The sequence below is a fragment of the Rothia sp. LK2588 genome, assembly GCF_040946465.1.
Taxonomy (GTDB): domain Bacteria; phylum Actinomycetota; class Actinomycetes; order Actinomycetales; family Micrococcaceae; genus Rothia.
On sequence record NZ_JAYWLS010000003.1, the window covers coordinates 323,561 to 341,536 of the forward strand.

Below are 17,976 nucleotides of genomic sequence, written 5' to 3' on the forward strand. Positions count from 1 at the left end.
GACCCGCAGAGTCGCCACCGGGTGGCTCTGCGGGTCGTGGCCGTGGATGAAGTTAGGGGGTTGCCCCGATCTGGCCGACGCTCAACTGAGAGACGGCGTTGCTGGAGCACGCCTCGGCGGGCATGTTCAGCACCAGCGAGTCGGAGGTTCCGGGGATGGTGACGCGGTAACCGGCTGAGGTCTGTGCCTGGCAAGTTTGAGCGTCGTAGAGACCGGCGCGGGTCTCGCGGAGGATGGCCTTGGCCGACTGTCCCGCGGGTACTACCTTGGACGACCCGATCCACTCGGTGGCCTTGGTGGCCGCCGACCCGATCTGGTTGCCGTCCGCGTCCACATAGTTCACGCCGGGGTAGCCGGACAGGGCGCACGGGGCGTTGCCGGTGTTGGTGAACTCGAGGTTCAGGTAGCGGGATCCAGCCGCGCCGCCGCCGGGGCTCACCTCGGCCGCGACCCGCACATTGTTGTAATTACATGCGGGGGTGTTGGCCGCTTCGGGTGATGACGCCTCGGGAATCGCCTGGACGGGAGTCTCGCTGGGCTGCGGTTGGTTCGGAGAGGCCTCGGGCACCGCCGATACCGGGGTCTCGCTCGGCTGGGCCGCCGCCGAGGCAGTGTCGGTAGGCGCCGCAGAGGTGGGCTCATCGCTGGGTTCAACCGTCACCACGGAGGCTCGCGGGCTGGGGGTTGCGCTGTGGGTTGAGTGCGAAACCGAGGGCTTCGGACTCGGGGTGGCCGTCACCGCGGTGGGTGCGGAGCTCGCCGCCGAGGACGCCGGTGCCGGCGCGGTATTGGTTTCTTCCGTGGTAGACCCGCAGGCGCTCAGTGCCAAGAGTGCCACGCAGGCCAGGGAGGGGATTCCCGTGCGGGTGGAAGGTGAAAGTTTCATGGTTACATACCGGGTTTGAGAGTGATGGTCGCGCCGTCCATACCTTCGGAGTATTCGGTCTGGCAGGAGAGGCGGGAGTACTCGTTGGCGATATCGTCGACCATGTCCAGCAGATCTTCCTCTGCCTCGGTGCGTTCGCCGGAGGCGGGGAAGTGCTCGGGATCGATGAAGGCGTGGCAGGTTGCGCACGACGCGTTGCCACCGCAGGTAGCTAGCACCGGGAACTGGTTGGCGAGCAGTGCATCGAGCAGGCTCTGGTCTTCTTCCCAGGTGGCGGCGCGCTCTTCGCCGTTTTCGTCGATGACGTTGATGTTGATGCTCACGAGAAGGTTCTCCTTGGTTGCTTGCGGTTTAGTTTAATTTTAGTGCCCGCGGGGTGGTTTTGCAGGAGGCTGACCCCCGTGGAGCCTAGCCTGTCTGAATTTTGATAACAAAAAACCCGCTTCCGAAGAAGCGGGTTTGTGTGGTGCGCCCGAAGGGATTCGAACCCCCAACCTTCTGATCCGTAGTCAGATGCTCTATCCGTTGAGCTACAGGCGCATGTTCTGTTCGGCCGGTCATGCCTGCCTCAGCAACAGGTAATACTTTACACGCAGGTAAACCCCTTGCCAAATCGAAAAGGCGTGACACTCATCTCACCCACCGCCGGCGTCCTGATCTGCCCCGTTATTACGCGCCATTCGGCCCCATTTTGGCCAGCGTTGAGGGCCGATAGTGTCGCGCAATGCAGTCGAGAAAGGGGCGGTGGTCGAAAAACAGTAGCTGAACGGTTACTGTTAATGGCGTATCACGATGAGGTGAGCAACCCCAGGTTCTACTCAAGCGTTGCCTTCTCTTATAAGGGCAGGTAACGCTTTTCGTTTTCTTGGCGAGTGAGAAGGCGAGGATCAGGTGGTTGTTTCGGCACAAAAAAGTGTCGAAATGAAGCAAACATAAAGGGGAATCGTCAGATGACTGACCATTCGAAGGGCACTGTTTCGAACCTGTCAGAGCAGGTGCAGCAGCAGCTTGAGCAGGCACCGACCAGCTACCAGGAGTTGCTGGAGTGGGTCCGCAGCGTCGCGGAACTGACCGAGCCTGCAAACGTCTACTGGGTAGACGGATCAGAAGAAGAATACGACCGCCTTGCCGGTGAGCTGGTTGAGGCCGGTACGTTCAAGAAGCTTTCCGACCACGAGTTCCCGAACTCCTACGTTGCTTTCTCCGACCCGGACGACGTTGCCCGCGTCGAGGAGCGCACGTTCATCTGCTCCAAGACCGAGGCTGCGGCCGGCCCCACCAATAACTGGCGCGACCCGGAAGAAATGAAGCAGACCCTCACCGAGCTGTACCGCGGCTCGATGCGGGGACGCACCATGTACGTGATCCCGTTCGTCATGGGTTCGCTGGACGCCACCGAGCCCAAGTACGGCGTGGAGATCACCGACTCCGCCTACGTGGTGTGCTCGATGCGCATCATGGCCACCATCGGTTCCGACGTGCTGAAGAAGATGAGCGACAATGAGTCGTTCTTCGTCAAGGCGTTGCACTCGGTGGGTGCCCCGCTGGCCGAGGGTGAGCAGGACGTCCCCTGGCCCTGCAACCCCGAAAAGTACATCGTGCACTTCCCCGAAGAGCGCGCGATCTGGTCCTACGGATCCGGTTACGGCGGCAATGCTCTGCTCGGCAAGAAGTGCTACGCACTGCGCATCGCCTCGGCAATCGGTCATGACAACGGCTGGATGGCCGAGCACATGCTCATCCTCAAGGTAACCAACCCCGAAGGCAAGACCCACTACATGTCGGCTGCCTTCCCCTCGGCTTGCGGCAAGACCAACTTCGCGCTGATGAGCCCCACCATCGAAGGCTGGAAGACCGAGATGGTCGGCGACGACATCGCCTGGATCAACTTCGACGAATCCGGCAAACCCTTCGTGGTCAACCCCGAAGCCGGCATGTTCGGCGTGGCACCGGGAACCGGTTGGTCCACCAACCCCAACGCGATGCGCGCCATCGCCCGCGGCAACACCATCTTCACCAACGTCGCGCTGACCGACGACGGTTCCGTGTGGTGGGAAGGCAAGACCGACGAGGTACCCGATCACCTCATCGACTGGCAGGGCAACGACTGGACCCCCGAGTCCGGCCGCCCCGCCGCACACCCCAACTCCCGCTTCTGCACTCCCATCGAGCAGGCAGACATGCTGGCACCGGAATTCCACGAACCCGATGGAGTGCCGCTGTCGGCCATGATCTTCGGTGGTCGCCGTAAGACCACCATCCCCTTGGTCTCTCAGGCCGAATCCTGGGAGCAGGGCGTCTTCCGCGGTGTAACCCTCTCCTCGGAGACCACCGCAGCCGCCAAGGGCGCCGTGGGCGTGGTGCGCCGCGACCCGATGGCGATGTTGCCCTTCATCGGCTACAACGCCTCCGACTACTTCCGCCACTGGCTGGACCTCGGTGAGAAGCACGGCGAGGCTAACATGCCCTCGATCTTCTACGTGAACTGGTTCCGTCGCACCGCCGACGGTGGCTTCGCGTGGCCCGGCTTCGGCGAAAACTCCCGCGTGGTCAAGTGGATCTTCGACCGCCTGGAGGGCAACGCGTCCGGCGAGCAGACCATCTTCGGCACCGTGCCGACCGTTGACGACCTCGACCTGACCGGTCTGGACGTCGAGCGCTCGGACGTCGAAGACGCCCTGGCTGTGCGCGTCGAAGAGTTCGAAGAAGAGCTGGCCGGCATCGACGAGTGGCTCAAGAAGTTCGGCGACGACCTGCCCGAGCGCCTGCACCAGCAGCGGGACGACCTCGCTCAGCGCATCGAGGCGGCACGGTCGGCCAAGTAACTTTCCGTTACTGAGCTCCTAGCCAACGGGAAAGGGCGGTGATGTCCCAGGACATCACCGCCCTTTCTCTGCGTTCAGAGGGTATCCCTGCAATATAATGTCTGGTAGTTATGAGCATTTTGCACACAGAATGCTCCAGGGCACGGTTTACCCCCACAGTTAAGCTACTCGCGCTACTGGCCTCAGCCCCAACAACACCGCACACTGAAGGGAAAGTCTGCAGATGGAGAAGCTGCTCAGCGTCAAGGGACTCACCAAAAGCCACGAACACCTACGAGCCGTCAAGGGCGTAGACCTCGAGATCGGTCGCGGTGAAATCGTCGGCCTGTTGGGGGAGAACGGCGCCGGCAAATCCACGCTCATCTCGCTGCTGGGCGGCTGGGACACCCCCGATGCAGGCACCATGACCCTCGCGGGTGAATCGTACAAGCCTGCCAGTGCGGAAGAGGCACTCGCCGCCGGCGTGGGTTCCATTCGTCAGAAGTTCAAGATTCACCCCGAGCTGACCGTCGCGCAGGCGATCTTCCGGTCGGGCACCCGCAATCTCACCGACGAAGAGCAGGTTGAACGCGCCGGGCAGTTGCTGGGCCAGGCCGGTGTTGAGGTCGATCCCAACGCGCGGATGGGCGATCTCGTCCGCGCCGAGCAGGCCCTCGTGGAGGTCGTGCGTATGGAGGCCGAAGAGACCCAGCTGGTGTTGATGGACGAGGTTGCCGCGACCTTCAACGACTACGAGATCTTCCAGTTCCACGAGATCACCCGCCGCCTCGTCGCCGAGGGGCGCTCGGTGCTGTACATCACCCACCGCCTCGACGAGATCCGCTCCCTGGCCGACCGTGCCGTGATCCTAGACGAGGGCGTGATCTCCTTCGAAATCACCCCGGGCCGTATGACCTCCCAGGAGATCGCCTTTAAGATGTTCAACCGCGAGATCCCCATGGGTCAGCGTCCTGAGGAGTTCATGGGCGCCAGCGAGAAGCTGGCCGTCGAGAAGCTCAGTAGCGAAGACGGTTTTCTCAAAGACATTTCCTTCGCTGTGGGCAGCGGCGAGGTATTCGGCCTGACCGGTCTGCGCCGCTCCGGCATCAACGAGGTGGCCTCCGCCCTGGTCGGTATCACCGACATGCACTGCGAGGAACTCCGCATCGACGGCAAGAAGGTTGCCATCGACAGCCCGGAAGATTCGGTCAAATACGGCATCGGTTATCTCTCCGACAACGACGACGAGCTCGGCCTGGCCAACGAGCGGTCCATCGCCAAGACCCTCATGGAGTCTACCGGCATTCAGGCTAACGCCCAGGGCTTCCTCCACGAGGTCTCGGCGTTGCGCGAGGTGGCCGAACAGATTCAGAAGCTGCACATCAAGACCACTAACATCCAGGGTGAGGTTGGCAAGCTATCCGGCGGTGATCAGCAGAAGGTGGCCCTGGCCCGTTGGATCAGCGCTGAATGTGAGATTCTGATTCTCAACCACCCCACCCGCGGCATCGACGTCAGCGCCAAGGCTGAGATCTACAAGATGCTCAAAGAGCTCACCGATAAGGGCACCTCGATCATCATCATCGGTTCCGACATGACCGAGCTGATCGAGCTCTGCAACCGCATCGGCGTGATGCGCCACGGCGAGTTGGTCAGCGTTCAGAACAACACCGAGGCCACGGAAGACACCCTCATGGAAGCCGCTATCGGCGACATGGTCTAGGCAAAAAGATAAACGAAAGCCCGGTCAAACGGTGGGCGAGGGGACATCCCTTCGTTGCCGTTCGACCGGGCTTTTCGTTGAAGTTAAGGACGCGGCGCGTGCGCATCGACGAAACGAGCGGCGCGCCTGCCTTCGCCAGGATCCCCCCTTAGAGGGAGATGCGCTGTGCGATGGTGTTCAGCTTGTGGCGAGCCAGTGCCAGGTTAGCGGTGTTGCGGTCGAGCACCAGGTACACGAACAGGCCCGAGGTGTCGGAGGTGTTCAGCACGTTGATCAGGTGGTACTGGCGGTCCAAGGTGATCATGATGTCTTCGATGGTGCCGTCCAGGCCGAGGTCGGCCATAGTCTTCAGCTTGGCGCGTACCACGTTGGAGTTGCCAGCGGCCGCAACGGTCAGGTCGAAACCGGGATTGCCGCCAGAAGCCAGCGCCATACCCGAGGAGATGTCGACGAGGGCGGCACCGTTAGCGCCTTCGATGGAGAGAAGTTCCTGGATGGAAGTATCAAGAGTGGACACGTCGGATCCTTTGCATTGAAGTGATGTTGATTATGGTTGCAAACCCACTCCGCAACAGGGCGTCTATCCGCGGCCATCTAGTGCGAAAATCTCACGGCGCGAGCAGACATAACGTGCGGAGGCTTGCTCTATTTTACCCACACATCGGCGAGATCTCGGTGGTTTTAGCAGCCATTGTGTGGCGTTCTGAGGCAAGTGCGGCCTGATCAGCGATTTTGAGAGAGTGGCACATCTTACGCTCCAGTGAACAGCGGGGGAACTATGATTAACCTGTGGGGCGTAGGATGTACGCAAAGGTGCAGTCGGAGAAAGGAACGTGCTATGCGACTGACAGCTTTCTCCGATGTTTCGTTACGCATCATGATGTTGCTGGCGGGAGCGTCCGAGTCCAAAATGTCCACGCAGACCATTGCTCAGGGCGTGGGCACCCCCTATAACCATGTCGCCAAGTCGGTGGCTTTTCTCGCTCACCACGGCTGGGTGACCGCTTCCCGTGGGCGCTCCGGTGGCGTCATGCTCTCTGAGGCCGGTTGCCGGGTGACGGTGGGGCAACTGTTGCGCGCCACCGAGGGGGAGACCCCGATTGTGGAGTGCGAAAGCGATGAGGCACGTTGCCCGCTGAACTCTTCCTGCCGACTCCGCTCGTACTTGAGCCGCGCCCGCGAAGCTTTCTTCGCAGTGCTTGACCCCATCGTCATCACCGATTTGCCCCACGAGAAGCAGCTGGGGCCGGTGATGGTGGAGCTGGGGCTGGGGCCGCTGGCCACCCGATCTACTGAACAATTCGTCGGATAATGTAGTTTTTCGCCGTAGCGACGGGGCGATTTTTTCTGAAGCATTTATCTTGCATTTCTTATGCTAGATTTGAAGTGTTTGATAACACCCTGTCACTAAGGAGTCGGAAATGCTTTCCGAAAAGTCGCGCCCCATCGTCGAGGCCACCCTTCCCGTGATTGCCGAGCGCATCCCGCACATCACCCCTGATTTCTACAAGCGCATGTTCAGCGCGCGTCCGGACCTGATGGACGGTATGTTCTCTCGCTCCTCGCAGCTGGAAGGCACCCAGCCCAAGGCCCTGGCCGGTTCCATCGCCGTCTTCGCCTCCTACATCGTCAACAACCCCGACAAATACCCCGACGAGGTGCTCTCCCGCGTGGCCCACAAGCACGCTTCCCTGGGCCTTCAAGAGGACGAGTACCCCACCGTTTACAAGTATCTGTTTGAAGCCATTGCCGCCGACCTGGGCGAGGCCTGCACCGAAGAAGTTGCAGAAGCCTGGACCGAGGTTTACTGGCTGATGGCCAACGCCCTCATCAAGATCGAAAAGAGCCTGTACGCTTCCCAGGCGAACGACGTCATCCGCGCACCCTTCAAGCTGATCTCCCGGAAGGAAACCGGTGAAGGCGTGGTCGACCTGACCTTCGAAGCTGCCGACGACACCCCGCTCACCGAGGCCAAGGCCGGCCAGTACATCTCGCTGTTCACCAAGGCCAAGGACGGTCTGCTGCAGCCCCGCCAGTACACCCTCCTGCCCGCCGAACCCAACCAGCGCCGCGTGGCCATCAAGCTCGACCCCAACGGTGAGATGACCTCGATCCACCACGCCCTGACCGAGGGCGACGTCGTCGAACTCTCGAACCCCTACGGTGACATCACCCTCGGTGGTTTCGGCGATGACGGCTCCGGCCCGCTTTGGCTCTTCTCCGCAGGCATCGGTGTGACCCCGATGATCGCCTTCCTCTCCGAAATGGTCGCCACCGACTCCCGCCGCGAAGTCGTGGTCGTTCACGCAGACCGCCGTCAAGACTCTTGGCCCCTCCGCGAAGAGATGCAGGAACTCGTCGGCAAGCTGGCCAACGGCAAGCTAATCTCCTTCGCCGAGGACGGCTCGGGCGACCACACCGGCCGCGTCGACGTCTCGAAGCTCGACGTGCCCTCCAACGCCTCGGTCTACATGTGCGGCCCGCTGCCCTTCATGCAGGGCGTGCGCTCCCAGCTGATCGACGCCGGTGTTCCCGGTGTGCAGATCCAGTACGAGATCTTCGGCCCCGACCAGTGGATGCTGCGCGATACGGCGCGCGCCGAAAACAAGTAGTCCCTTCCGGCACCCGTGGGGACGCTCGGCGACTGATTCCCTCCTCGCGCAGAGCGCTCGTCAGTCCATACGTCGCCTGCGCGTCCCCACGGGTGCCGCACTCATTCTCGAAGCCCCTGACCGGTCAGCTCTTGCTGGTCGTTCAGGGGCTTCTGTGGTGATGGTTAGACTGGTCGTATCCAACGTCCGCCCCAACTAGCCAGAACGTGAGGTGCCGAGCCTCGTCATGACCATCGACGCCCTCCTGCCGCTGATCGCCATCTTCTGCGCCGGTCTCGGCGCCGGGTTCATCAACGTCATCGTCGGATCCGGAACGCTCATCACCTTCCCCGTCTTGCTGATGTTTGGCTACCCGGCGCTGACCGCCAACATGTCTTCGAACCTGGGCCTGATCGCCGGCAACTTCTCGGGGGTCTACGGATACCGCCGAGAGATCGCCCACCTGAAACCGCTGGTGAAGAAACTGCTACCGGCGTCCTTGCTGGGCGGTGTGACGGGCGCATTGCTGTTGCTGGTTCTGCCCTCGTCCGTGTTCGATTTCGCGGTGCCCATCCTGATCCTGCTCGGCATCATCATGGTGGTGATCTCCCCGATGGTGCAGAAGCGCACCGCCGCCAAGCTCAAGGTGGCTGGGGGAGCGGGGCACCACGATTCCCTGGCGATGGCGCGCCCCGCACTGACCTTCCTGACTGTCGCCGCCCTCGGCCTCTACGGAGGCTACTTCGGCGCCGCCCAGGGCGTGCTCATGGTTGGCTCGCTGGGCATGTTGCTCGCGGTCTCGCTGCAATCGCTCAACGCCCTGAAGAACGCCCTGGTGGCCGGGGTCAACGTGGTCTCGGCCATCATCTTCGTGCTCTTCACCGGAGACCTCATCGACTGGACGGTCGTCCTCCTGCTCGCCGCCGGCGCGGCCCTCGGCGGATTGCTCGGCGCCAAGGTAGGACGCTCCCTCCCGCCCAGCGTGCTGCGGGCGGTCATCGTGGTGATCGGTACGATCGCACTGATCAACATGGTGGTATAAAGAACGGCTGGCGGAGAATTAACATCCCCGCCAGCCGACACATTATTCAGGCGATCTATAGACTGAACGCACTCCCGGTGCTCGCAGGAGCGCTACAGAAACCTCTGGATTGTTATCGCGTCAACGAACTATCCCGGGTCTCCCGCATCACCAAACCGGTCACGAGAGTGAAAGCGGCGATGATGATCATGTAGATAATGAACCAATCTGCATGCCCGTTCTCCGTCAACCACGCATTCAGGTACGGGGCCGTGCCGCCGAAGAGGGCAGTGGACAGTGACAGCGTTCCCGATACGCCGGCGGCCCGTACATGGGTGGGAAGAGCCTCAGCCCACACCGCCCCATTGACGCCAAAGAGGAGGGCCAGGCCAGTCAAGGAGATGAGCATTGCCATGAGAAGCGTCCCGAAGCTGCCGTCCACCAGGTGGTAGACCGGCCAGGTGATCACCACAAAAATGGCGCCAAACGCGATGACAAGCGGCTTGCGGCCCACCTTATCGCCGAGTACACCGGCGATCAGGATCAACCCCAAGAAGACTACCTGCGCAATCAATCCGGCGGTCAGCGAGCTCGCGGCGTCTTGACCGAGTGCAACTCGGGAGTACGTGGGGAGATAGATCAACCAGGTGTAGAACATCAATGACCCACCGGCGGAGACACCGAAGATCACAAAGAGGCCACGCATATAAGAGAAGAGCCCACCTCGGCGCTTGATCTTACCGGTGGCAGGATCTGTAGCGGTCTCAGGAACAGTCTCCAGATTCTCGGTGAAGGCCTCGGTTTCTACCAAATTCCTGCGAAGGAAGAGCGCGTAGAGACCCAGAATTGCACCCACACCGAAAGCTACCCTCCATCCCCAGGAGTTCAGTTGTTCCTCAGAAAGCAGGGCATTCATCAACAGACCCATCAGAGTTGCCAGAATCGTGCCGATAACCACTGACACCCAGGAGGTGCTCCCGAAAAAAGCACGGCGGCCCTTAGGCGCTCGCTCCACCAAGTATGTGATGGAGGTTCCCATTTCTCCACCGTGCGCCAGCCCTTGAGCTAAACGAGTGACCACGAGAATGATCGAGGCGAAGATCCCGATCGTCTCATAGGTGGGGGTGAGCGCAATGACAAGGCTGCCCAAAGCGGTCAGCACCATCGCGACGAATAGCGCCTGTCGGCGTCCCACCCGGTCCGCAAAGTTACCGAAGAGATAACCACCCACGGGGCGGGCCACGAAACCTACGGCGAAGACTGCCAAGGTAGAGAGAAAAGCTGAGGTGGGATTGTGCGGATTGAAGAACTGCACCGCGAAATACGGGGCAAAAATGGTGTAGATGTTCCAGTCGTACCACTCGAGCGCGTTGCCGAAGTTCACCGCAACCAGGTCGCGGAGGCTCCGTGACTTGCCCGGTGTCGTCCCTATGCGTGCGGTGCTCATTTAGGTGTGCCCTCCAACCCCAGCTTGGCGTCCGCGTCTGCCCCGGGCACACGCATCTCGAAGGTTTCCCGCACGACCGTGTAGTCAAAGTAACCCATACGGGCGATGGGTTGGATGCGGGGAATATCGAGACGTCCATCTGAGGTCAGGAAATCCTCATCGATGTGGATTTTTTCTACCCGGGCAAAGACTATGTCGATTGACCCAACATTGGAGTCACCCATCAAACGATGGGTTGAAAGGTAACGACACTCAAACTTGACCGGGGATTCCTTGACCATCGGAATGGGGTGATTATCGGCGTATTCTTTGGTGACGTCCAAGTGGTCCCATTCACTCTCAGACGTCGGTAAGGCCATCGCAGACTTATTGACCTCTTCGCGGAGATCCCAGGTCGCCATATTCCAGACGAACCAACCGGTACGTTCAGCATTGAGGACGGTATCTTTGCGGCGTCCGTCGGGGTAATGGTTAGCCGAGAACATGACCATGGGAGGGTCAAAGGTGAGATTTTGCCATTGGCTATAGGGAGCAATGTTTTCCAGGCCGTCTTCATTAACGCTAGAAAGCCAACCAATGGGGCGGGGAACGGTGCTGCTCTTGAAAGGTGAATAAGGCAGACCCGAAGATTCGGTGCAGGGGTTGAACTTCACAATTCCTCCAATATGTGATTCGGAGCACGTAGTAGCTACGAGGATATTGTGTATATCTGCAATATTCAAGACATATACATTAAATATTTAAAGTGTGAAGTGAACCGGTCATACACAATGGAGCTATGACAAAAGCTGAAGAAGCCTACAACCACCTGGCGCATCTCATCGAGCGAGGGGAACTCAGCCCCGGAACCTCCTACACCGAATCAGCGCTCATCAAATTGTCTGGTTATGGACGAACCCCACTGCGTGAGGCGGTGCAACGTCTCATGCGAGACCACCTCGTAGCCAACGGCACAGGAGCCGGAATAGTGGTTCCGACTATGAGCGTTGACGACCAGTTGGGAAGGCTAGAAATAAGACGCTCCATGGAGGCGCTCGCCGTGGTGTTAGCTTCAAAGCGTGGAACCGACGAGGAATTGGCCGGCCTCGTCTCGTTGAAGGAAAAGCTAGAGAAGCAAACGGAACCCCGAGGTTATCTCGAGGTGCTCAGGCAAACTCAAGAAGTCATGTGTGTTGCGGCCCATAACGACTACCTCGCCGACGTTATGAGACCACTCCATGTGCTATCGCGGCGTTTCTGGGGAGTTAATCTCCACGATGTTCCTGCAGAAATCGAACAGGGGAAGGCTTTACATCGGGCGATTTTACAGGCTGTGGAGAACCGCGACAGCGCGCTGGCCCAAGAGGCATCCATCAAGCTCAACGACTTCCTGGTGGAATCCGCCCTAGCCGTTGCTCGTCGACGTTCCCGGGAAGGACATATTCGACCTCTCGAAATCTAGACCATCTTCCAGGAGTAGGTAGCGCACATACAACAGGAGGCTGTCCCCAGAAAAGGGACAGCCTCCTGTCGTGAGCGACGCTCGGCGCGTCGGAGCCTCAAGCGCTATGCGGCACGAACGATCTGTAGGATCTCGTCGCGCACGCGCTCCATGGTGGCCATATCCGGTGCCTCCAGGTTCAGGCGCAGGAAAGGCTCGGTGTTAGAGGGGCGCAGGTTGGCCCACCAACCCTCGGTCTTCGACTCGAAGGTCACGCCGTCCATGTCGGAGGTCTCCACCGAATCGCCGAAGTGCTCCCGCACGCGGGCGATGGTGCCGTCCTTGTCCTCAACCTGCGAGTTGATCTCGCCGGAGGGAACGTAGGGCTGGTACTTCGCACCGATCTCCGAGAGCTTTTCTTCCGAGGAGCCCAGCACGGCCAGCACATGCATCGCGGCCAGCATGCCGGTGTCGGCGTTGAAGAAGTCCTTGAAGTAGTAGTGAGCGGAGTGCTCGCCACCGAAAACGCCACCCTCTGAGGCCATGACGGCCTTGATGAAGGAGTGACCCACACGGGTCTTCACGGCGCGACCACCCAGCTTTTCCACCAGCTCGGGAACGGCCTTGGAGGTAATCAGGTTATAGATCACTACGGGCTCGGAGTTGCCCTCGGCCTGGGCGCGCTTGATCTCGCGCTCGGCCACGATCGCGGTGATGGCGGAAGGCGAAACAGGCTCACCCTTCTCGTCGATCACGAAGCAGCGGTCGGCGTCGCCGTCGAAAGCCAAACCGATGTCAGCGCCGTGCTCGATCACGGCACGCTGCAGGTCGATCAGGTTGGCAGGCTCCAGCGGGTTGGCCGGGTGGTTCGGGAAGGTGCCGTCCAGCTCGAAGAACAGGGGCACGATCTCCAGAGGAAGTTCAGGCAGGATCGAACCGCCGAGCACAGCGGGGGTGGTCATACCGCCCATGCCGTTACCGGCGTCCACCACAACCTTCAGCGGGCGAATCTGCGAGAGATCCACCAGCTCACGGAGGTACTCGCCGTAGGCCTTCAGCACGTCCTTCTCAGAGACGGTGCCGGTGGTCTCCACGGCGGGGATGTCGCCCTCATCGAGGTACTTCTGGGCCAGGTCACGCACGTCGAACAGACCGGTTTCCGAAGAAATCGGAACCGCGCCGGCCTTGGCCATCTTCATGCCGTTGTACTCAGCCGGGTTGTGTGAGGCAGTGAAGGTCACGCCGGCGGCGTTCTCAACACCGCACGCGAAGTAAAGCTCGTCGGTGGAGATCAAGCCGATCTTAATGACGTTCGCACCGCGCGCGGTGGCACCCTCGGCGAAAGCATCGACAAACGAAGAACCGGAGGGGCGCATATCGGAGCCAACCAGCACGTTCTGCCCAGCCAGCCCGAGAACGTCCACGAAGGCGGCCGCAGTGGCGCGCACGGTCTCTTCAGTGATAGTTTCGCCTACGATGCCGCGGACATCGTAAGCCTTAAAAGATTCCTTGAGATCAATAGTATTCACACGCCTTATTTTAGCCGTCAGGTGCGAAAAATTCCGTGAGGGCCGTTTGTATGCTGTTAAACACTGAGTGAAAGGCCCCCTAAGATAGGGACAATCTATTTTGGGGTGTGGTTGGATATGACCTATGGGTGAAATTTATCGTTTGAGCAATAAGGTGCAGAATTACGACTGGGGATCGTGCACCATGCTGGCCGGAATGCGCGGCGAGTCTGCACCCTCGGCGCAACCCGAGGCTGAGGTCTGGGTCGGCGCTCACCCCTCCGCACCCTGCATTGTGCACCTGCCCACCGGCGACATGCCGTTGAACGAGTGGGTAGCCCACGCACCCGAGGACGTCCTCCCCACGGGCTGGGAGAAGGATTTCTTCCCCTTCCTGTTCAAGATCCTGGCGATCGACGCCCCGCTCTCCATCCAGGTTCACCCCTCCGACGAACAGGCCCAGACCGGGTTCGCCGCCGAGAACAACGCCGGCGTGAAACTTGATGACCCCGCTCGTAACTACAAAGACCCGCACTCCAAGCCCGAGACGCTCATCGCGCTGACCGAGGTGCAGGCGCTGACTGGCGTGCGACCGGCCGACGAGCTGCAACGCATCGCCGAGCGGTTGGGGCTGACCTGGCTGAGCGAGCTGCTCCCGGCGTCCTCGGATAAGCAGTTACTCGAGTCCGTGTTACGCCTCGACAATGCGGCGGCCGAACAGGCGGTGCGTCAAACGGTCGAGCGTGCGGCCCTCACCGCACAGGAACCCGGTCTCGATGAATGCCTACAGAAGCTGACCGGCGTGATCGCAGAGGTCGATCAGAAGCACCCGGGCGACCGCGGGTTATTGGTGGCCACCGTGATGAACCTCGTTCACCTCAAACCAGGGGACTCCGCTCACACTCCCGACGGTCAGGTGCATGCCTACGTATCCGGGTGCGCGGTGGAGATCATGAACCCCTCCGACAACGTGATGCGCGCGGGGCTGACCTCCAAACACATCGACATCGACGAGCTCATCTCGATCCTCGCCGACTCCCAACCGGCTCCGCAGATTGAGGGCCCGACCCCGGCGGAGGGGCCGCTGGGTCGCTACCGTATGTGGGACCACCGGTTGAGCGTGACCCGCGTGCGTGCCACCGGTGGACCGATTGAGCTGACCCTGGCGGGGACGTCCGCGGTGCTGGCCACCAAAGGTGAGCTGAACATACAAGCGGGTCAGCAGAGCTTCGAACTGAAACCCACTGAATCACTACTCCACGTTGGTTCCGAGACCGCGGTGACGGTCACTGGAACCGGCGAAGCCTTCATCGCCGCCTACGTCTAGTACTGCGGCCCCGACAGAAGCGCCCCCGACCCGCAGGCCGGGGGCGCTTTGATGTGGCGTGAAATCTAAGCCTTAATCACGGTGATAGACCATTCTGCGGGACCTCGCTTCACGAAGTCCTTGGTGCCGTAGCCGTTCTCGGCGGCCCAGCGAGGAATCGACTCCGTACCCTGAGTGCAGTCGAAGTTGATCACCAGTTCATCTCCGGCAGCCAACTCTTCCATCGCGGTCTTAGCCTCTTGAACGGGGAAGGGGCACACCAGACCGTCCGTTTCTAAAACACGAGTAGCCATGACAATTCCTTTCGTTGACGTTTAAGCGGTTTGCAGATTCTTAGCGGGGGTGGCAGCGGTACGACGTGCGCGGCGCGGGATGACAAAGAGGTAAGCCGCAGCGCCGGTTCCGAGGATCATGGCGACCAAAGCTACCCAACCCTGCCAGGAAAAGAGAGCGGTTTCTACCAGGCCGTTGCCGATCGAGCATCCTCCGGCCCAGGCCGCACCCCAACCCATCAGGGCGCCACCGACACCGGAGCGCATGATGGTCTTTGCGTCGGGAACACGCACCTTAAACTCACCGGAGGCCTTGGCGGCGATGTACGAACCCAGAAGGATTCCACCGACCAACAGCACACCCCAGTCGACGAACTTGGCGTCACCGGTACCCAGGTACTGTACCGCGTTAGCGCTGGGGGTGGTGATGCCCAGCCCACCCTGGCGTCCTGTCGCCCAGCTGGCGGGGAAGGCGAGCATCGCGATGATGCCCACCACCACAGCGGTGGCGTAGGGATTCCAAGACTTCTCCGTCAACAGGTGCGCCAAGCCCTTTTTCTCGGCCGGTAGCTGCGCCATGGGTAGCTTCGGCTTCGAAAGATTGCGATAGGCCCAGAAACCAGCGATCAGGGCAAGAGCAACTACCGGAACCCACATCGAGACACCCAACGTCTCATAGATCGTCGCGTTTTCCGTGACGCCGTAATGGCGCATAAAACCCGTAGTCTCCGCCAGCGCTCCGTACTTGAAGATGCTGGCGAACAGTGCGTAGAAAATTAGCGCGAACCACGAGCCGACAAGACCTTCGCCGGCCCGGTAGTAGGTACCGGTGGCGCATCCACCGGCCAACACGATCCCGAAACCGAAAACGAAAGCACCGATCACGGTGCCCACAGGTGCGAACTGACTGACGGCCTCCGAAACCTGAATTACCCCTGCGGCATTGAGCGCGGCGACTCCCACGGCTTGAACGGCGATAGCCACGATGAACGCACCTAACCACCAGGTACTCTTCGCTACCCAAATATCTCGAAAAGCACCGGTGACACAGAACCTGCCACGTTGCATGACAAACCCCAGTAACAACCCAACCAACAAACCCGAAATAAGCATGCAGTCAAAGTACTCTCAGGTCACTGGGCGGTTCAAAGTATCTGTCAAATAACGCAACAAAGTAATTTTCTTTCAAGTGTGATTCCTATCGCTGGTGACGTAGTGTTTAAGACAGCTGCCGCGTTGAGGGCTCCCTTCGCGCATCACACACTGCAGACTCGTACAACCACCAGCACAAGGAACCGGCATGAAGATTATCCTGACCGTTACCGGCCACGACCACGTAGGCATCGTGAGCGCGGTGACCTCCGAACTCACCCGCCGCAACGTGAATATCGTCAACATCTCGCAGACGCTCATGGAAGAACACTTCACGATGATCCTCAAGGGCGAATTCGACGATTCCCAGCAGACCATCCAAGATCTGCAGACGGCCTTCGAGCCGGTGGCGGCCGAGCAGAAGGTTCGCATCCGCATTCAGTCGGAGGCCATCTTCGACGCCATGCACACCATCTAGGAGGCGTAGTGGTATTCGAAAACTCCGCCAACATCCTCGAAACGTTGCAGATGATCGACGAAGACCGCCTCGACATCCGCACCGTGACCATGGGCATCTCCCTGCTCGACTGCGCTGACTCCAACGGCGAGGTGGCCCGTCAAAAAATCTACGACAAGATCACTTCCCGCGCTGCACGCCTGGTGGAGGTCGCCGAAGGCATCGAAGCCGAACTGGGCATCCCCATCATCAACAAGCGCATCTCCGTCACGCCCATCTCGTTGGTGGCCGGTGCCAGCGACGATGAGGACTACGTCGAATACGCCAAAACCTTAGATGCGGCCGCCAAAGCGGTAGGGGTGAACTTCATCGGTGGATTCACCGCGCTCGTCGACAAGGGAGCCACCCCCGCAGACCTGAAACTGATGAACTCGATCCCGCGGGCCCTCAACGAAACCGACGTCGTGTGCTCCTCGGTCAACATCGGATCCTCCCGTGCCGGAATCAACATGAGCGCGGTCGCCCGCATGGGTGAGGTTATCCGCGAAACCGCCGAACTCTCCGCCGACGCCCACGGCTTCGGATGCGCCAAACTCGTGGTGTTCGCCAACGCCGTCTCCGACAACCCGTTCATGGCCGGCGCCTTCCACGGTGTGCAAGAGGCCGACACCGTGGTCTCGGTGGGCGTCTCAGGCCCGGGCGTGGTCAAGCGCGCGTTGGAATCGGTGCGCGGGGAGTCCTTCGACGCCTGCGCCGAGGCCATCAAGAAGGCGGCCTTCAAGATCACCCGCGTGGGTCAGCTCGTGGGCAACCTCGCCGCCGAACGCCTGGGGGTTGAGTTCGGCATCGTCGACCTCTCGCTCGCGCCGACCGCCGAGGTCGGTGACTCGGTCGCGCACGTCCTGGAGGAACTGGGACTGGAAACCGTTGGTACGCACGGCACCGTCGCCGCGCTCGCACTGCTCAACGACGCGGTGAAGAAGGGCGGTCTGATGGCCTGCTCGCACGTGGGTGGACTCTCGGGATCGTTCATCCCGATCTCAGAAGACATTGGCATGATCGAGGCCGCCGCCGCGCAGAAGATTACGCTGGACAAGCTCGAGGCCATGACCGCGATCTGCTCGGTGGGCCTGGACATGGTGGCGATTCCCGGGGAGACCCCGGCGGCAACCATCGCCGCCATGATCGCCGACGAAGCCGCCATCGGCGTCATGAACCACAAAACCACGGCGGTTCGCGTGATCCCGGCGATCGGGTTGCAGGTGGGGGAGGTCGTGGAGTTCGGCGGTCTGCTCGGACGCGCCCCCGTGATGCCCATACACGAGGCCTCGGCTGAACGGTTCGCGGCTCGCGGTGGACGCATCCCCTCGCCGGTGCACGGTTTCCGAAACTAGGCGCGGCCCCGGGTTTGTACCCCGAAAATCACCC

General features: G+C 60.7%; 17 protein-coding genes and 1 tRNA gene. 9 read left to right on the top strand and 9 right to left on the bottom strand.

Annotation, left to right across the window (positions count from 1 at the left end):
* Nucleotides 1-52 precede the first annotated feature (52 nt).
* The 3 genes from VVR12_RS08480 to VVR12_RS08490 form a co-directional block, all read right to left on the bottom strand.
* Nucleotides 53-886: a DUF4232 domain-containing protein gene (locus VVR12_RS08480; protein ID WP_368550761.1), complete on the bottom strand. Its 834-nt coding sequence runs from the start codon at nt 884-886 to the stop codon at nt 53-55.
* A 2-nt stretch (nt 887-888) separates the two neighbouring features.
* Nucleotides 889-1,209 (bottom strand): 2Fe-2S iron-sulfur cluster-binding protein, encoded by a 321-nt coding sequence (locus tag VVR12_RS08485; RefSeq protein ID WP_368550762.1) that lies wholly within the window; start codon nt 1,207-1,209, stop codon nt 889-891.
* 141 nt (nt 1,210-1,350) lie between these two features.
* Nucleotides 1,351-1,426, bottom strand: a tRNA-Arg gene (locus tag VVR12_RS08490).
* Nucleotides 1,427-1,836: 410 nt separating this feature from the next.
* Between VVR12_RS08490 and VVR12_RS08495 the strand changes: the two genes are divergently transcribed.
* Nucleotides 1,837-3,711: a phosphoenolpyruvate carboxykinase (GTP) gene (locus VVR12_RS08495; RefSeq protein WP_368550763.1), complete on the top strand. Its 1,875-nt coding sequence runs from the start codon at nt 1,837-1,839 to the stop codon at nt 3,709-3,711.
* A gap of 223 nt (nt 3,712-3,934) precedes the next feature.
* A complete protein-coding gene (locus VVR12_RS08500; protein WP_368550764.1) occupies nt 3,935-5,413 on the top strand; it encodes a sugar ABC transporter ATP-binding protein in 1,479 nt (492 codons plus the stop codon).
* 148 nt (nt 5,414-5,561) lie between these two features.
* On the opposite strand, the gene VVR12_RS08505 is transcribed toward VVR12_RS08500, so the two are convergent.
* Nucleotides 5,562-5,930 (bottom strand): hypothetical protein, encoded by a 369-nt coding sequence (locus VVR12_RS08505; RefSeq protein WP_368550765.1) that lies wholly within the window; start codon nt 5,928-5,930, stop codon nt 5,562-5,564.
* Between the two features lie 321 nt (nt 5,931-6,251).
* Between VVR12_RS08505 and VVR12_RS08510 the strand changes: the two genes are divergently transcribed.
* The 3 genes from VVR12_RS08510 (at nt 6,252) to VVR12_RS08520 (ending at nt 9,046) form a co-directional block, all read left to right on the top strand.
* Nucleotides 6,252-6,725 carry an Rrf2 family transcriptional regulator gene (locus VVR12_RS08510; protein WP_368550766.1) on the top strand — a complete coding sequence of 158 codons (474 nt, stop codon included), beginning with the start codon at nt 6,252-6,254 and terminating at the stop codon, nt 6,723-6,725.
* Nucleotides 6,726-6,834: 109 nt separating this feature from the next.
* On the top strand, nt 6,835-8,025 hold the full coding sequence (locus tag VVR12_RS08515; RefSeq protein WP_368550767.1) for a globin domain-containing protein: 1,191 nt from the start codon (nt 6,835-6,837) through the stop codon (nt 8,023-8,025).
* Nucleotides 8,026-8,251: 226 nt separating this feature from the next.
* Nucleotides 8,252-9,046, top strand: coding sequence for a sulfite exporter TauE/SafE family protein (locus VVR12_RS08520; RefSeq protein ID WP_368550768.1), 795 nt, complete (start codon nt 8,252-8,254; stop codon nt 9,044-9,046).
* 112 nt (nt 9,047-9,158) lie between these two features.
* Here the strand turns inward: VVR12_RS08520 and VVR12_RS08525 are convergent, their stop codons facing one another.
* Nucleotides 9,159-10,472, bottom strand: coding sequence for an MFS transporter (locus VVR12_RS08525; RefSeq protein ID WP_368550770.1), 1,314 nt, complete (start codon nt 10,470-10,472; stop codon nt 9,159-9,161).
* The gene (locus VVR12_RS08530) at nt 10,469-11,125 is read right to left on the bottom strand and encodes a flavin reductase family protein (protein ID WP_368550771.1); all 657 of its coding nucleotides are present in this window, start codon (nt 11,123-11,125) and stop codon (nt 10,469-10,471) included. Before VVR12_RS08530 ends, VVR12_RS08525 begins: the two co-directional genes overlap by 4 nt.
* 125 nt (nt 11,126-11,250) lie before the next feature.
* Between VVR12_RS08530 and VVR12_RS08535 the strand changes: the two genes are divergently transcribed.
* Nucleotides 11,251-11,913, top strand: a complete 663-nt coding sequence (locus VVR12_RS08535; protein ID WP_368550773.1) for a GntR family transcriptional regulator — start codon at nt 11,251-11,253, stop codon at nt 11,911-11,913.
* Nucleotides 11,914-12,017: 104 nt separating this feature from the next.
* Here the strand turns inward: VVR12_RS08535 and VVR12_RS08540 are convergent, their stop codons facing one another.
* Nucleotides 12,018-13,421, bottom strand: a complete 1,404-nt coding sequence (locus tag VVR12_RS08540) for a phosphomannomutase/phosphoglucomutase (protein ID WP_368550774.1) — start codon at nt 13,419-13,421, stop codon at nt 12,018-12,020.
* A 124-nt stretch (nt 13,422-13,545) separates the two neighbouring features.
* Here VVR12_RS08540 and manA point away from each other — a divergent pair, with 124 nt between their 5' ends.
* Nucleotides 13,546-14,727 (top strand): mannose-6-phosphate isomerase, class I, encoded by a 1,182-nt coding sequence (manA, locus tag VVR12_RS08545; protein ID WP_368550776.1) that lies wholly within the window; start codon nt 13,546-13,548, stop codon nt 14,725-14,727.
* 65 nt (nt 14,728-14,792) lie between these two features.
* On the opposite strand, the gene VVR12_RS08550 is transcribed toward manA, so the two are convergent.
* Complete coding sequence (locus VVR12_RS08550) at nt 14,793-15,020, bottom strand: sulfurtransferase TusA family protein (protein ID WP_368550778.1); 228 nt, start codon at nt 15,018-15,020, stop codon at nt 14,793-14,795.
* Between the two features lie 21 nt (nt 15,021-15,041).
* Nucleotides 15,042-16,112 (bottom strand): YeeE/YedE family protein, encoded by a 1,071-nt coding sequence (locus VVR12_RS08555; protein ID WP_368550780.1) that lies wholly within the window; start codon nt 16,110-16,112, stop codon nt 15,042-15,044.
* A gap of 187 nt (nt 16,113-16,299) precedes the next feature.
* Between VVR12_RS08555 and VVR12_RS08560 the strand changes: the two genes are divergently transcribed.
* Complete coding sequence (locus VVR12_RS08560) at nt 16,300-16,569, top strand: ACT domain-containing protein (RefSeq protein WP_368550782.1); 270 nt, start codon at nt 16,300-16,302, stop codon at nt 16,567-16,569.
* A gap of 8 nt (nt 16,570-16,577) precedes the next feature.
* A complete protein-coding gene (locus VVR12_RS08565) occupies nt 16,578-17,942 on the top strand; it encodes a PFL family protein (protein WP_368550784.1) in 1,365 nt (454 codons plus the stop codon).
* Nucleotides 17,943-17,976: the final 34 nt, after the last annotated feature.

Bases quoted from the DNA above. Each gene is read 5' to 3' on its own strand.
- VVR12_RS08480 (WP_368550761.1), bottom strand. From the start codon at position 886: ATGAAACTTTCACCTTCCACCCGCACGGGAATCCCCTCCCTGGCCTGC.
- VVR12_RS08495 (WP_368550763.1), top strand. From the start codon at position 1,837: ATGACTGACCATTCGAAGGGCACTGTTTCGAACCTGTCAGAGCAGGTG.
- VVR12_RS08500 (WP_368550764.1), top strand. From the start codon at position 3,935: ATGGAGAAGCTGCTCAGCGTCAAGGGACTCACCAAAAGCCACGAACAC.
- VVR12_RS08510 (WP_368550766.1), top strand. From the start codon at position 6,252: ATGCGACTGACAGCTTTCTCCGATGTTTCGTTACGCATCATGATGTTG.
- VVR12_RS08515 (WP_368550767.1), top strand. From the start codon at position 6,835: ATGCTTTCCGAAAAGTCGCGCCCCATCGTCGAGGCCACCCTTCCCGTG.
- VVR12_RS08520 (WP_368550768.1), top strand. From the start codon at position 8,252: ATGACCATCGACGCCCTCCTGCCGCTGATCGCCATCTTCTGCGCCGGT.
- VVR12_RS08525 (WP_368550770.1), bottom strand. From the start codon at position 10,472: ATGAGCACCGCACGCATAGGGACGACACCGGGCAAGTCACGGAGCCTC.
- VVR12_RS08535 (WP_368550773.1), top strand. From the start codon at position 11,251: ATGACAAAAGCTGAAGAAGCCTACAACCACCTGGCGCATCTCATCGAG.
- manA (WP_368550776.1), top strand. From the start codon at position 13,546: ATGGGTGAAATTTATCGTTTGAGCAATAAGGTGCAGAATTACGACTGG.
- VVR12_RS08550 (WP_368550778.1), bottom strand. From the start codon at position 15,020: ATGGCTACTCGTGTTTTAGAAACGGACGGTCTGGTGTGCCCCTTCCCC.
- VVR12_RS08555 (WP_368550780.1), bottom strand. From the start codon at position 16,112: ATGCTTATTTCGGGTTTGTTGGTTGGGTTGTTACTGGGGTTTGTCATG.
- VVR12_RS08560 (WP_368550782.1), top strand. From the start codon at position 16,300: ATGAAGATTATCCTGACCGTTACCGGCCACGACCACGTAGGCATCGTG.